The sequence below is a fragment of the Aeromonas sp. 25-AL00135 genome (assembly GCF_054052385.1).
This window is the reverse complement of record NZ_JBSTYQ010000010.1, coordinates 1-12,851: the sequence shown is the minus strand read 5'-3', so window position 1 is coordinate 12,851 and position 12,851 is coordinate 1. Positions and strand designations below refer to the sequence as shown.

Here is a 12,851-nt window from a genome sequence, read left to right as displayed (position 1 = left end):
CTCGCCACCGGATAGCAAAAGGGGAGCCATTGGCTCCCCTTCTGTCATCTCTTCCGATTCAAATCTGGAAGTCGAGGGCGGGCTCGCTGCCCATGGCGCGGGCCTGAATATCCGCCAGCGCCAGCTCGGGGTTGCAGAGCTGGATAAACTGCCAGGCAAAGTTGTGCTGGAACTGCCCCTGCTTGAGGCCAATCCAGGCGGTGTGGGGGGCAAACAGATGGCTGCCATCGAGCTGCACCAGCCCCTGATCGCGCTGGGTGTCGAACGCCATGTCGGCCAGTATGCCGACCCCCATCTCCAGCTCGACATAGGTCTTGATGACATCGGAGTCCTGCGCCGTCAGCAGGATCTGCGGCTCGATGCCAGCCGCAGCAAAGGCTTCATCCACCCGCACCCGCCCGGTCAACCCGGCTTGATAGGTGACGATAGGCCAGTTGGCCAGCGCCGCCAGCGTCAGATCCCGCTCGCCTGCCAGCGGATGTTGCTCGGGCACCACGATGTTGTGGTGCCAGCGGTAGTAGGGGAATGCCACCACCCCTTCGCTCTTGTCGAGCTGCTCGCTGCTGATGCCGATATCCACCTCGCCGGTCTGCACCAGCCGCACTATCTCCTCCGGGCTGCCCTGACGCAGCTCCAACTGTACCAGCGGGAACTGCTCGCGAAACGCCTTCACCACCCGCGGCAGGGCATAGCGGGCCTGAGTATGGGTGGTCGCCACCAGTAAACGTCCCGAGTCGCGGTTGGCGAAGGTGCTGGCCAGTTTGCGGATGTTGTTGGCGTCATTGAGAATGCGCTCGGCAATCACCAGCAGCTCCTTGCCAGGCTCGGTCATACCGAGCAGCCGCTTGCCGTAGCGTATAAATAGTTCGATACCGAGCTCCTCTTCCAGCTCGCGGATATGGCGACTCACCCCGGATTGCGAGGTAAAAAGGGCGTTGGCCACCTCGGTCAGGTTGTAATCCCGCCGCGCTGCCTCCCGGATAATGCGTAACTGCTGAAAATTCACCTTGTCGCCTCCTGCGAAGAGTGGGCGACACAATCTGCTCGCCCCTCTCATTTTTGTTATTTGGCCGGATCATGCCCCGGCAGAGCGCCTGAACCGGGCGGCCACACCGCCCGCAACACAGCATCAAATCTGATAGTCGGGATAGAACTGCGCCTGTCTGGCCACCAGCTTCACCCCCTGACCCGGGGCAAACAGCTTGGCCGCCTCCTTGGTCAGCTCCGCCTCATAGTGAGCTCCTTTGGTCTCACCGTCACCGCGCAGCTCCACCCGAATGCGCGGCCCCATGGGCAGCAGGCGGGTAATGGTGGCGCGGATCCCGCCCGGCGCATCGGCTGGCAAGATCTCCAGTTCATGGGGACGGACATAGGCGATAGCGGCACTGCCGTGGGCCAGATGAGAAGCCGACGGCCCGCCGAGCAGTTGCTCGCCGACACCGAATCCCTGCTCCGCCACCCGACCGCGGAACTGGTTCACGCTGCCAAGGAAGCTGTGGACGAAGGAGCTGGCGGGCTGGTCGTAGACCTCGGCCGGGGTGCCGATCTGCTCGACCCGTCCGGCATTCATCAGCACCACCCGATCCGCTACCTCCAGCGCCTCTTCCTGATCGTGAGTCACGAACAGACTGGTGACGTGCAGCTCGTCGTGCAGCTCGCGCAGCCAGCGACGCAGCTCCTTGCGCACCTGCGCATCGAGGGCCCCGAAGGGCTCGTCCAAGAGCAGTACCTTGGGCTGCACCGCCAGCGCGCGAGCCAGCGCGACCCGCTGACGCTGACCGCCGGAGAGCTGGGTCGGATAGCGCTCGGCCACATGGCTGAGCTGCACCAGATCCAGCAGCTCTTTGACCCGGGCACGAATGGCCGCCTCGGCCGGGCGTTCACTGCGCGGTTTGACCCTAAGGCCAAACGCCACGTTCTCGAAGACTGTCATATGGCGAAACAGGGCGTAGTGCTGGAACACGAAGCCGACGTTACGCTCGCGCACATGGAGATCCGAGGCGTCCTCACCGCGGATGATGACGCTGCCACTGTCGGCCTGCTCCAGCCCGGCGATGATCCGCAGCAACGTGGTCTTGCCACAGCCGGAGGGACCGAGCAGCGCCACCAGCTCACCGTCGTGAAAGTCGAGGTTGATGTCTGCCAGCGCCGCGTACTGATTGAAATGCTTGTTGAGTTGTTGAACCTGAATGCTCATGGCTGCCTCTTTAAAACGGTGATCAGTGAGATTTGGTGGGCTGGGCACGCAGCCGGGCCAACAGGGTTTCCCCCAGCAGGGTGAAGATCCCGAACAGAGCCAAGAGGCTTGCCACCGCGAAGGCGGCGCCGGTCTGGTACTCGTTGTAGAGGATCTCGATATGCAGCGGCAGGGTATTGGTCTGGCCGCGAATATGACCGGAAACTACCGACACCGCGCCAAACTCCCCGACCGCGCGGGCGGTACAGAGCAGCAGGCCGTACATCAGGCTCCAGCGAATGCCGGGAAGGGTGATGCGCCAGAACATCTGCAGACCGCTCGCCCCCAACATGATGGCGGCTTCTTCCTCTTCCGGGCCGCGCGCCTCCATCTGGGGCAGCAGCTCGCGCACCACGAAGGGTACGGTAATGAAGGTGGTGGCCAGGATGATCCCCGGGGTGGCGAAGATGATCTTGATGTCATGTTCGCTCAGCCAGTCACCGAACCAGCCGCGGCTGCCGAACATCAACACCAGCATCAGACCGGCGATCACCGGCGACACCGAGAAGGGCAGATCGATGATGGTGATGAGCAGCTGCCGACCGGGGAAGCGGAAACGGGCGATGGCCCAGGCCGCCGCGATCCCGAACAGCAGATTGAGTGGAACCGCACAGAGGGTCACCAGCGCGGTGAGACCGAGGGCGCTCAGAGCATCCGGCTCGCTGATGGCGTGCCAGAAGAAGGCGAGCCCCGGCGTCAGCGCCTGAATAAAGACGGTGGCCAACGGCAGCAGCAACAGGGCGGCAAACCAGCCCAAACCGACCGTGATGAGCAGCCACTTGACCCACTGAGGTTCACGGATCACGACCGGTGCCTTGCGAGCGGGGGTCGCCTCTACAGAGGCCGCCTCAATGGCGATAGCAGATGAACTCATATCCGGCTCCCTCCGATGCGAGACCAGCTCCAGGCCTGCAACTTGTTGATTAGCAGTAACAAAATGAATGAGATCAGCAGCATCACCACTGCGATGGCGGAGGCACCGGCGTAGTCATACTCCTCCAGGTGGCTCATGATCATCAGCGGCGCGATTTCCGAGACCATCGGCAGGTTGCCGGCGATGAAGATGACGGAGCCGTACTCCCCCACCCCGCGGGCAAACGCCAGCGCAAAACCGGTCAGCAGGGCAGGCACCAGGGTGGGCCAGAGCACTCGCAGAAAGGTCTGCCAGCGATCGGCGCCGAGGCTGGCGGCCGCCTCCTCTTGCTCGGTTTCAGCCTCCCGCAGCACCGGCTGCAGGGTACGCACCACAAACGGCAATCCGATAAAGGTGAGTGCGATGACCACCCCGATAGGGTTGTAGGCGAGCTGAATGCCGAGCGGCGCCAGCAACTGGCCGATCCAGCCGTTGGGGGCGAAGATGGCGCACAGGGCGATGCCGGAAACGGCGGTCGGCATGGCAAATGGCAGGTCGATCAGCGCATCCACCAGACGACGACCGGGGAAGGTGTAGCGCACCAGGATCCAGGCCAGGATCAGGCCAAACAGGCTGTTGAGCAGCGCAGCGACAAAGGCCGCCCCGAAGCTCAGGCGAAAGGAGGCGAGCACCCGGGGTGAACCTATCACCTGCCAGAACTCGGCGGCGGTCAGGTTGTTGATCGCAAACAGCACCAGGGCCGAGAGCGGCAACAGCACCAGCAGGCCCAGATAGAGCAGGCTGAACCCCAAGGTGGGGCCAAAACCGGGCAGGACAGAATAAGAACCAAATCGCATAACACATCCATTTGTTATGAAGAATTTTCGATATGGTGATTCTGCGCACTCCCCTCATCGGCAACAAACATCAATTGCGACTTTGCTAATCACTTTTTTGTCTAACCGCAGAGTCACAAGGCTCTTGGCGCACTCCAAATAAAAAAAGGTCTTTTATATAAATAAAAGACCTAAGAAATGGAGCAATACGGAGCGCAACATTCAAAGAGCAGGGTTCGCAACAGCTCACCCGATAACATATCCCGCCATTGGTTAAGGGCCGATGGCAGAGACAACAACAGTTCTGATAGCCGAAGCCGCTTGCGGAGCAACCACCAGCTCGGCCCGGCGATAGAGAGAGCCAAGCAGTTCCAACCCCTGATGCCAGTCGCCATGGCCGGACTGGGCATTGATATGGCCCGCGTTGCCGGCGTCGAACAGGGGCACCTGCCACTGGCGACTCCAGTATTCGGCCCGCTCGAAACTCATCCAGGGATCGTTGCGACTGGCCACCAGCTGGGCGGAGACTTGCAACGGCCCTTCCAGCCGTTCATCGACAATCCCGAAACGGGCTGGGTCAGCCGGTGCCACCAGAAAGAGCGAGGCAACCTTTTCCGGCTGCAATCTGGCTGCCGCGATGGCGGTCAGGGCACCGAAAGAGTGGGCCACCAGATGGACCCGACTGCGGCGACTTCTCAACTTGCTCGCCAGCTTGGCACTCCAGACCGTGAGGTCCGGTTTCTCCCATGGCAGACCCGTCATCCTCTGCCAGTAGGGAAAGTGCTCGTGCCAGCGACTTTGCCAGTGATCCGGCCCACTGTTGTGCAGACCGGGAACCAGGAGGATCTTGTTCATCTTGGTGCTCCTATCGGCTGGCACAGGGGCCAGTTCAAAGGGGTTAAACGGAGTTATCTGCCTCAGCCACCGGGTTGGTAGATCTGGTCAAACAGACCGCCCTGTGCGAAGTGTTTCTTCTGGGCTTTATCCCAGTTCCCCTCGATATCCTTGACCGTAAAGAGTGCCAGCTTGGGGAACTGATCTGCGGTCTCTTTCAGGATTGCCGGGTTGCTGGGGCGATAGTGATGTTTGGCGACGATATGCTGCCCCTCGTCAGAGTAGAGATAATCGAGATAGGCCTTGGCCACCGCTTCGGTACCGTGCTTCTTGGCCACCTTGTCCACCACCGCGACCGGCGGCTCCGCCAGAATGGAGACCGAAGGCACCACCAGCTCGAACTTGTCGCTGGCACCCGCCTGACCAAGCACCAGCAGGGCTTCGTTCTCCCACGCTAGCAGCACGTCACCGAGACCGCGCTCAGTAAAGCTGGTGGTGGCACCGCGGGCGCCTGAGTCCAGCACCTTCACGTTCTTGAATAGATCGCCAACAAACTGCTTGGCCCCCTCTTCACTGCCGCTCTTCTTCAGGGCATACCCCCAGGCGGCCAGATAGTTCCAGCGTGCCCCGCCGGAGGTCTTGGGGTTGGGAGTCACGATGGCGACATCCTTGCGCACCAGATCATCCCAATCCTTGATCTGCTTGGGATTGCCCTTGCGCACCAGGAAGACAATGGTGGAGGTATAGGGCGAGGCGTTGTTGCCGAGGCGACTCTGCCAGTCGGCAGCGGTCAGCCCCTCCTTGGCGATGGCGTTGACATCGTAGGCCAGCGCCAGCGATACCACGTCGGCCTCCAGTCCATCCACCACGGCGCGGGCCTGCTTGCCGGAGCCACCGTGAGACTGGCTCACCACCACGTCGTCACCGGTTTTGGCCTTCCACTCCTTGGCAAAGGCGGCGTTGTACTCCTGAAACAGCTCGCGGGTCGGATCGTAAGAGACGTTGAGCAGGCGGATCTCGGCGGCATTGGCCTGGCCAAATGCCAGCAGAGAGAGCAGGGTCAGGGCGGTCATTCGCAGTTTCATGGTGATACTCCATATCTTGTTGGGTTGAGAACAGCATGCCGTGGAGTTGTTATGCCCAGAAGAAAGAAATAACTCTTTGCTTATCTCTTTTGCTCATATCAACTCAGCCACCCGCACCGGAAGCCGGACGCAGACTCTGTGAGCCATGCCCCTCTGGCCCCTTGCTCGCTGTGCCATCATGGGAACAAGGCAGGCAGATGACGAAAAGGAAGTCGTTATGTGGATCAATGCAGAACCGGTCAACGGAGCCCTGGTCTCGCTGGCCATCGGCCTTATCATCGGGCTGGAGCGGGGCTGGCAGGTGCGCCAGCTGGGGGATAACCAGCGCATCGCCGGGATGCGGACCTACGGCCTCATCGGCCTGCTTGGCGGGGTGTGCGGTTTGCTGCTGCCGACCCTGGGCCCTTGGCTGCCGCTGCTCGGCCTGCTGGCGGTGGTGATCGGCTGCGGCCTCTCGGTCTGGCTGGCCCAGCGCTGGCAAGGGGAGTTCGGTCTCACCAGTTCGGTAGCTATGCTGCTCACCTATTTGCTGGGGCTTATGTCGGTGCTGCTGAGCCCGAGCGAAGCGGTGGCCTGCGCCGTGCTGGCCGCCCTGCTGATGGGGCTCAAGGGCAAGATCCAGCAGGGGATGCTGTTTCTCAGCGAGACCGAGTTTCACGCCACCCTGCGCTTTCTGCTCATCTCGCTGGTACTGCTGCCGGTACTGCCCAACGAGGAGATGGGCCCTCTCGATGCCTTCAACCCCTTCAAGATCTGGCTGATGGTGGTGGTGATCGCCGGCATCTCGTTTTGTGGCCACTTCGCGGTACGCCTGCTCGGCACCCGCGCCGGACTGGTGCTCACCAGCATACTGGCGGGATTGGCCTCCTCCACCGCCCTTACCCTGCAGTTCGCCCGTCTCAACAAGGAGCAGGGGGGGCTGGAGCGACTGCTGGCCACCGGCATCCTGCTGGCGGGGGCCACCATGTGGCTGCGGCTGCTGGTACTGGTGCTGCTGATTCACAGCGAGCTGGCGATGCGCCTCGCCGCCCCGCTCGTGTTGCTGGCGACCACGGTGTACGGCTTTGCCTTCTGGTTCTGGCGCCAGCGCGAGGAGCTGACAGACGGCCCGGTACAGCCGGAAACCAGCAACCCGCTCGATCTGGCCACCGCCATCAAGTTCGGCCTGCTGTTGGCGCTGATCGGCTTTATGGCAACTCTGCTGCAAGACAAGGTAGGCAACTCGGGGGTCTATCTGCTGTCGCTGGTTTCAGGGATCACCGACGTGGATGCCATCACCTTGTCGCTCTCCCAGCTCTCCCACAAGGAGCTGGCGCTGGAGGTGGCGGCCCGCGGCATCCTGCTGGCCGGTCTGGTCAACTCGCTGGTGAAGGGGCTGCTGGCCCTCGGCATCGGCGGGCGCAGTCTCGGGCTGCGGGTATTGCTCCCCTACTTCGTCTCGGCCCTGCTGATCCTGCCCCTCGTCTGGCCCGCAGGTTGACGGGGATCACCTGCAACAAGTGGCAGACTGACGGCGCCCCTGACAGTCACGTATACTGCCTGCTCTTGCAGCATGAGGAGGTAGCAATGGCGAGCGACTGGGACAAGGTACTGGCAGGCGGGGCACTGGATAGCCAGAGCGAGGAGATAGCCAACGACCGGATCCGCGGTCAGGCGCTGCTGGCTCGGCTCAATGGTTCACCTGCAGGAGATGCCCCTCTGCGCCAGCAGATCTGCCACGAACTGTTTGGCCACTGCCCCGACTCCTGCTGGATCAGCACGCCGTTTACCTGCGAGTTTGGCCGCAACATTCATATCGGCGAGAAGACCTTCTTCAACTTCAACGTCACCATTCTCGACGTGGGCGAAGTGCACATCGGCAGCCATGTGCTGCTGGCCCCCAACGTGCAGATCTACACCGCCACCCACACCATGAACTATCTGGAGCGACGCAACTGGACCGCCTACAACAAGCCGGTGCGGATCGGTGACGACTGCTGGATTGGCGGCGGCGCCATCATCTGCCCCGGCGTCACCATAGGGCCGCGCTCCATCATAGGTGCCGGCGCCGTGGTCACCCGAGACATCCCGGCTGACTCGGTGGCGGTGGGCAATCCGGCCAAGGTGATCCGCACCCTCAAGCAGGACGAGGAGCGCTGCTGGGAGTTGGCCCAATGATGGCGCTGGTGCTGCTGCCACTGGGCGCCGCCCTCTGGCTCGGCCTAGGCGAACAGCAGTGGTGGCCGCTGGCCGTGTTGCTCACCATGAGCCTGCTCACGGTGGCCGCCTACGCCTGGGACAAGCGGCAGGCGGTACGGGGTGAGTGGCGCATTCCCGAATCTCGCCTGCACCTGCTGGAGCTGTGCGGCGGCTGGCCGGGGGCACTGGTGGCCCGCCAGTGGCTGCGCCACAAGACCCAGAAGCGCAGCTACCGGCTGGTCTTCTGGTTTATCGTGCTGCTACACCTCACCCTGTGGGCGCTCTGGGTCGGGCGGCCGCTCTGGCAGCAATAGCCAACTGCATCACAAAGGCGAAACGGGCCCCATTGCGGCCAATTGGCGGCTGTGAGAAAACAGAACGGATCCATCAGCGTTTTCGCCGTTTATAGACGACAAGGAGTCGTGACATGACCATGTGGACAGGCATAGTCCTGATCGTATTTATCAGCGTATTGTTCGGATATCTCGGCAAGCGGGCCCGCTATCAGATGGGGGATGCCCGCATCACCGACCGCCTCGGCAAGCAGGATATGATCATCAGAGAATTGCAGGAGCGGATCGCCAATCTGGAGGCGATCGTCATCGAAGAGGAGAAGCGGCGCCCGTTTCGGGAGCTGTGATTTTTCGCCATCAGGCGTCAGATAACCAAAATTCAAATCAAAGAAAGAGGGCTGCATGATGCAGCCCTCTTTCGTTTCAGCAAATTCAGATAGCCAGCGGCAGCAACTCCGCATAATCGCGGATCGCCGGAAAAGCGGTGATGCTCTGCTCCGGCTTGCAGCTATCCGGATTCTGGATCGCCAGCTGATAGCCGATGCCATAGTCGGCGGCGGCCCGCAGGATCCGCTCGCTGTCATCCACAAACAGGGTACGGGCCGGATCGAACGCCAGCCGCTCAGCCAGTGCCTGCCAGCAGTGCTGGCTCTCCTTCGACCAGCCCAGCTCGTGGGTACTCACCATCAGATCCAGATGGTTGCTTAGTCCCAGCTGCGCATCCTTCACCGATAGACTGGCGGGGTGGGCATTGGTGAAAAGCACCAGCTGCTTGCCCGCGGCGCGCAGCTCGGCCAGAAAGGGGATGGCGTGGGGACGCCACTGGATCTTCGCCAGCAGCTCCTGCTTGAGGGCGCGAATATCGAGTCCCAGGGTCTCGCTCCAGTAATCCACGCAGTACCAGTTGAGGGTGCCGTTGACGGCGTGATAGTGGACATCGATCTGCGCTTTGGCTTCATCCAGCGGCAGACCGAGCCGCTCGGCGTAACGCTCCGGCACCAGCTGCTGCCAGAGGTGATTGTCAAAATGCAGATCGATCAGGGTGCCATCCATATCGAGCAAGACGGTATCAATCTGGTGCCAGGGCAAGGTGGTGGAGCGGGAGTGTGGCATCGGGCCTCTTGATCGCGGATCTCGGAAAACGGGGCGGCAGTATAACGGATTTTTCCTCCCCCTTTGTCATCCCTGGCCCGTGGTGTTCGGTGTGAGAGTCGTTTACTCTTGAAGCACGATTTTTTAACGAGCAGCCAGCGTCCGATGAGCGACCCCCACAAGAGCAAACCCGAGCACATCTCAGCCGACCAACTGGATCACCCCAAGAGCAAGCCGGAGATCCTCAAGGCCGATATCGTCGCCGAGAGCCGACTGTTCAAGGTGGAGTCGCTACACCTCAAATTCTCCAACGGCGAAGAGCGGGTCTACGAGCGGATGCGCGGCGGCAATCGTGGCGCCGTCATGGTGGTGCCGCTGTTCGATGCCCGCACCCTGCTGCTGGTGCGCGAGTATGCCGCAGGCACCCACTCCTACGAGCTGGGCTTTCCCAAGGGGCTGATCGACCCGGGCGAAGATGCCTTCGAGGCGGGCAACCGGGAGCTGATGGAGGAGGCGGGCTTTGGCGCCAACAGCCTGACCCTGCTCAAACAGGTGTCGCTGGCGCCCGGTTACTTCTCCAGCCGGATGGATATTTTGCTGGCGCGGGATCTCTTCCCCGAGCAGCGGATCGGCGACGAGCCCGAACCGCTGGAAGTGATCCCCTGGCCACTCAACCGGATCGACGAATTGCTGGCGCGACCCGACTTCACCGAGTCGCGCAGCATCAGTGCCCTGCTCCTGGCCCAAAAGTGGCTGGCGGAGCAGGCAGAGTAGCCCGCAGACGGGCAGTTAACAGACAGAGGATAACGAGATGCAGGAGTTGTTGGCCTGGGTGCCGGGGGTCAAGGAGATTGCCCGCGAAGCCGGAAGGATCCTTCACGACATCTATCACGGCGGTCAGTTCGAGCGTCAGCTGAAGGAGGATGCCACCCCGGTCACCAGTGCCGATCTTGCTGCCGATGCCTACCTCAAACAGGCGCTGTCGGCGCTCACTCCCCACGTTCCCGTGCTGACCGAAGAGGCAGCCGACATCCCCTTCAGCCAGCGATCCAACTGGCGGCAGTACTGGCTGGTGGACCCCCTCGACGGCACTGGCGAATTTATCGCGGGTAGCGGCGATTTCGCCACCCTGATCGCCCTGGTGCGGGACAATGTGCCGGTGCTCGGGGTCATCTATGCTCCCGAGTCCAACGTGCTCTACTGGGCGGTGCGCGGCTACGGCGCCTTCAAAGAGGTGAATGGCGAGGTACTGCCCATCAGCGCCATGCATCACGAGCATGACCAGCCCGACTCGCTGGTGGTCGCCATCAGCCGCCGCCAGAAGCTGGAGAACCTCACCCGCCGCCTCAACCCGGCCATCAACTACGAGCTGATCCCGCTTGGTTCCAGCTCCCTCAAATCCTGTCTGGTGGCGGAAGGAGCGGCCGATTGCTACGTGCGACTCGGCCCCACCGGCGAGTGGGACACCGCCGCCGCCCAGTGCATCGTCGAGGCAGCCGGTGGCCGTATCCTCAGCCTGGCGTTGCAGCCACTCAGTTACAACGAAACCGAGTCGCTGGAGAACCCTGACTTTATCGTGATGGGGGATCCGGATCTCGCCTGGGGTAGCATTCTGGCCCACTAGACGAGTAGCGATATCATCACACCAGACAAGCAGGCGGCCCGATGGCCGCCTGCTTTTTCAGGGAAGTTGCCCCGGGTGATGGCCGGTGTGATCCGCTGGTCAAGGCGCTCTTGAACAGCGTGATACGCTGGCAAAGCGGCAAAATGATAGTGAAACATCACAATCGGTCGGCGAGAAATGGTGCGATTTTTCACGTAATTCTGAAAACACCTGGTTAGCCAAAATAAAAAAATGATAGTAGATCAAATTTTGGTTTTATATTTCACAAAAATCACCAATATCAGTTTTGTTTCATTCTGCGATCCAGATTCCATTCCCAATCTCGCTGGCTAAACCCCGCAATGGCAGTGATATGTTTCAGTCTCGCTTTTTGAGAATTAAATCCCGATAAACCACAATGAACTCAGATTAAAACACTAACAAAAAGTGAATTAGTAATGAGTTTATCTGTAGAGGCTACCAAGGAGCTATCCGGTTCCTGCTCCACCACGTCCAGCACCACCCGCTGGCGCCGTCACGACACCCACTGGGTCATCAGTCTGTTTGGCACCGCCGTTGGGGCCGGTATCCTGTTCCTGCCTATCAATCTGGGTCTGGGCGGCATCTGGCCTCTCGTCATCGTCGCTGTACTGGCAGGTCCCATGACCTTCCTGGCCCACCGCGGACTGGCGCGCTTCGTGCTCTCATCGTCACGCCCCCACGCCGACTTCACCGAAGTGGCGGAGGAGCACTTCGGCAAGATGGCCGGTCGCCTTATCTCGGCGCTCTACTTCCTCTCCATCTTCCCGATCCTGCTCATCTACGGGGTCGGGCTGACCAACACGGTAGAGAGCTTTATGGTCAACCAGCTCGGCATGACGACCCCGGATCGGGTGATGCTCTCCGGCGTGCTGGTGTTTGCCATGATCGCCGTGATGCTGGCGGGTGAGAAAGCGATGCTGCGCGCCTTCGCCTTTATGGTCTATCCGCTGGCGGCCATTCTGGCGGCCCTCTCCTGCTACCTGATCCCTCAGTGGCAATGGCCGGAAGTGACGGCGTTTGAAGGGGTCAGCTTCCTCAACACCGTCTGGCTGGCGCTGCCGGTCACCGTGTTCGCCTTCAGCCACGCCGCCGCCATCTCCGGCTTTGCCAACGTGCAGCGCCGTGAATATGGCGAGCAGGCAGAAGCCAAGAGCGGCCTGATCCTGCGCAACACCACAGTAATGCTGGTGGGCTTCGTGCTGTTCTTCGTCTTCTCCTGCGTGCTGAGCCTCTCGCCAGCCCAGCTGGCTGAAGCCAAGGCCCAGAACGTCTCTGTGCTCTCCTATCTCGCCAACATCACCGATAACCCGGTGATCGTGACTCTGGGACCGCTCATCGCCTTTATCGCCATCAGCTCCTCCTTCCTTGGCCACTTCCTCGGTGCCCGTGAAAGCCTGAAAAGCCTGATCGCCAAGCCTACCGGCCTGCCGCTGGCCAAGGCGGACAAAGTCGGTATCGCCCTGATGTTCTTCTCTATCTGGGGGGCCGCCGTCATCAACCCGGGCATTCTGGGGCTGATGGAGACCCTCTCCGGCCCGGTCATCGCCATGATCCTGTTTATCATGCCGGTGATTGCAATCTACAAGGTGGAGGCGCTGGCCCGCTTCCGTCACGGCTGGACCAACGGCTTTATCCTGCTGACCGGTTCGCTGGCGGTATCGGCGCTGATCTTCAGCCTGTTGAAGTAACGACTCGCAGCAGAAAACAAAAAGAGAGGCGACCTTGGGTCGCCGCGCATGACGGGGTTCGGGGGGGAGCTCAGCCCCCCCATGCGCCGGTGTCCCACGCCTGCGCCGGGA

Annotated in this window: 14 protein-coding genes; 7 read left to right on the top strand and 7 right to left on the bottom strand. The window is 61.4% G+C overall.

What is annotated here, in order from left to right:
* Positions 1–58: 58 nt before the first annotated feature.
* The 6 genes from cbl to ACW5XC_RS10845 form a co-directional block, all read right to left on the bottom strand.
* Positions 59–1,006, bottom strand: a complete 948-nt coding sequence (gene cbl, locus ACW5XC_RS10870) for an HTH-type transcriptional regulator Cbl (RefSeq protein WP_040096707.1) — start codon at positions 1,004–1,006, stop codon at positions 59–61.
* Between the two features lie 123 nt (positions 1,007–1,129).
* Positions 1,130–2,197: a sulfate/molybdate ABC transporter ATP-binding protein gene (locus ACW5XC_RS10865; protein ID WP_042053281.1), complete on the bottom strand. Its 1,068-nt coding sequence runs from the start codon at positions 2,195–2,197 to the stop codon at positions 1,130–1,132.
* A gap of 22 nt (positions 2,198–2,219) precedes the next feature.
* Positions 2,220–3,110: a sulfate ABC transporter permease subunit CysW gene (gene cysW / locus ACW5XC_RS10860; RefSeq protein WP_042053280.1), complete on the bottom strand. Its 891-nt coding sequence runs from the start codon at positions 3,108–3,110 to the stop codon at positions 2,220–2,222.
* Positions 3,107–3,946 (bottom strand): sulfate ABC transporter permease subunit CysT, encoded by an 840-nt coding sequence (cysT, locus tag ACW5XC_RS10855; protein ID WP_040067348.1) that lies wholly within the window; start codon positions 3,944–3,946, stop codon positions 3,107–3,109. Before cysT ends, cysW begins: the two co-directional genes overlap by 4 nt.
* Positions 3,947–4,198: 252 nt before the next feature.
* Positions 4,199–4,780 carry an RBBP9/YdeN family alpha/beta hydrolase gene (locus ACW5XC_RS10850; RefSeq protein ID WP_041209034.1) on the bottom strand — a complete coding sequence of 194 codons (582 nt, stop codon included), beginning with the start codon at positions 4,778–4,780 and terminating at the stop codon, positions 4,199–4,201.
* A 62-nt stretch (positions 4,781–4,842) separates the two neighbouring features.
* On the bottom strand, positions 4,843–5,844 hold the full coding sequence (locus tag ACW5XC_RS10845; RefSeq protein ID WP_042053279.1) for a sulfate ABC transporter substrate-binding protein: 1,002 nt from the start codon (positions 5,842–5,844) through the stop codon (positions 4,843–4,845).
* 217 nt (positions 5,845–6,061) lie between these two features.
* Here ACW5XC_RS10845 and ACW5XC_RS10840 point away from each other — a divergent pair, with 217 nt between their 5' ends.
* The 4 genes from ACW5XC_RS10840 to ACW5XC_RS10825 all read left to right on the top strand — a co-directional run bounded on the left by ACW5XC_RS10840 (position 6,062) and on the right by ACW5XC_RS10825 (position 8,662).
* Positions 6,062–7,324 (top strand): MgtC/SapB family protein, encoded by a 1,263-nt coding sequence (locus tag ACW5XC_RS10840; RefSeq protein ID WP_042053278.1) that lies wholly within the window; start codon positions 6,062–6,064, stop codon positions 7,322–7,324.
* 86 nt (positions 7,325–7,410) lie between these two features.
* Positions 7,411–8,001, top strand: coding sequence for a sugar O-acetyltransferase (locus ACW5XC_RS10835; protein WP_042053277.1), 591 nt, complete (start codon positions 7,411–7,413; stop codon positions 7,999–8,001).
* The gene (locus tag ACW5XC_RS10830; RefSeq protein WP_042053276.1) at positions 7,998–8,336 is read left to right on the top strand and encodes a DUF1294 domain-containing protein; all 339 of its coding nucleotides are present in this window, start codon (positions 7,998–8,000) and stop codon (positions 8,334–8,336) included. Before ACW5XC_RS10835 ends, ACW5XC_RS10830 begins: the two co-directional genes overlap by 4 nt.
* A 113-nt stretch (positions 8,337–8,449) precedes the next feature.
* The gene (locus ACW5XC_RS10825; RefSeq protein WP_005340264.1) at positions 8,450–8,662 is read left to right on the top strand and encodes a hypothetical protein; all 213 of its coding nucleotides are present in this window, start codon (positions 8,450–8,452) and stop codon (positions 8,660–8,662) included.
* Between the two features lie 85 nt (positions 8,663–8,747).
* On the opposite strand, the gene yrfG is transcribed toward ACW5XC_RS10825, so the two are convergent.
* Complete coding sequence (gene yrfG / locus ACW5XC_RS10820; protein ID WP_042053275.1) at positions 8,748–9,428, bottom strand: GMP/IMP nucleotidase; 681 nt, start codon at positions 9,426–9,428, stop codon at positions 8,748–8,750.
* Positions 9,429–9,572: 144 nt separating this feature from the next.
* On the opposite strand from yrfG, the gene nudE reads away from it, so the two are divergent.
* From nudE to ACW5XC_RS10805, 3 genes are all read left to right on the top strand, one after another.
* Positions 9,573–10,181: an ADP compounds hydrolase NudE gene (nudE, locus tag ACW5XC_RS10815; RefSeq protein WP_042053273.1), complete on the top strand. Its 609-nt coding sequence runs from the start codon at positions 9,573–9,575 to the stop codon at positions 10,179–10,181.
* A 37-nt stretch (positions 10,182–10,218) separates the two neighbouring features.
* Entirely contained in the window at positions 10,219–11,031 is an 813-nt protein-coding gene (gene cysQ, locus ACW5XC_RS10810; protein WP_042053272.1) for a 3'(2'),5'-bisphosphate nucleotidase CysQ, read from the top strand.
* Positions 11,032–11,468: 437 nt separating this feature from the next.
* On the top strand, positions 11,469–12,740 hold the full coding sequence (locus ACW5XC_RS10805) for an aromatic amino acid transport family protein (RefSeq protein ID WP_042053271.1): 1,272 nt from the start codon (positions 11,469–11,471) through the stop codon (positions 12,738–12,740).
* The last annotated feature ends 111 nt before the right edge of the window (positions 12,741–12,851 follow it).

Bases quoted from the DNA above. Each gene is read 5' to 3' on its own strand.
- ACW5XC_RS10865 (WP_042053281.1), bottom strand. From the start codon at position 2,197: ATGAGCATTCAGGTTCAACAACTCAACAAGCATTTCAATCAGTACGCG.
- cysW (WP_042053280.1), bottom strand. From the start codon at position 3,110: ATGAGTTCATCTGCTATCGCCATTGAGGCGGCCTCTGTAGAGGCGACC.
- cysT (WP_040067348.1), bottom strand. From the start codon at position 3,946: ATGCGATTTGGTTCTTATTCTGTCCTGCCCGGTTTTGGCCCCACCTTG.
- ACW5XC_RS10850 (WP_041209034.1), bottom strand. From the start codon at position 4,780: ATGAACAAGATCCTCCTGGTTCCCGGTCTGCACAACAGTGGGCCGGAT.
- ACW5XC_RS10845 (WP_042053279.1), bottom strand. From the start codon at position 5,844: ATGAAACTGCGAATGACCGCCCTGACCCTGCTCTCTCTGCTGGCATTT.
- ACW5XC_RS10840 (WP_042053278.1), top strand. From the start codon at position 6,062: ATGTGGATCAATGCAGAACCGGTCAACGGAGCCCTGGTCTCGCTGGCC.
- ACW5XC_RS10835 (WP_042053277.1), top strand. From the start codon at position 7,411: ATGGCGAGCGACTGGGACAAGGTACTGGCAGGCGGGGCACTGGATAGC.
- ACW5XC_RS10830 (WP_042053276.1), top strand. From the start codon at position 7,998: ATGATGGCGCTGGTGCTGCTGCCACTGGGCGCCGCCCTCTGGCTCGGC.
- ACW5XC_RS10825 (WP_005340264.1), top strand. From the start codon at position 8,450: ATGACCATGTGGACAGGCATAGTCCTGATCGTATTTATCAGCGTATTG.
- yrfG (WP_042053275.1), bottom strand. From the start codon at position 9,428: ATGCCACACTCCCGCTCCACCACCTTGCCCTGGCACCAGATTGATACC.
- nudE (WP_042053273.1), top strand. From the start codon at position 9,573: ATGAGCGACCCCCACAAGAGCAAACCCGAGCACATCTCAGCCGACCAA.
- cysQ (WP_042053272.1), top strand. From the start codon at position 10,219: ATGCAGGAGTTGTTGGCCTGGGTGCCGGGGGTCAAGGAGATTGCCCGC.
- ACW5XC_RS10805 (WP_042053271.1), top strand. From the start codon at position 11,469: ATGAGTTTATCTGTAGAGGCTACCAAGGAGCTATCCGGTTCCTGCTCC.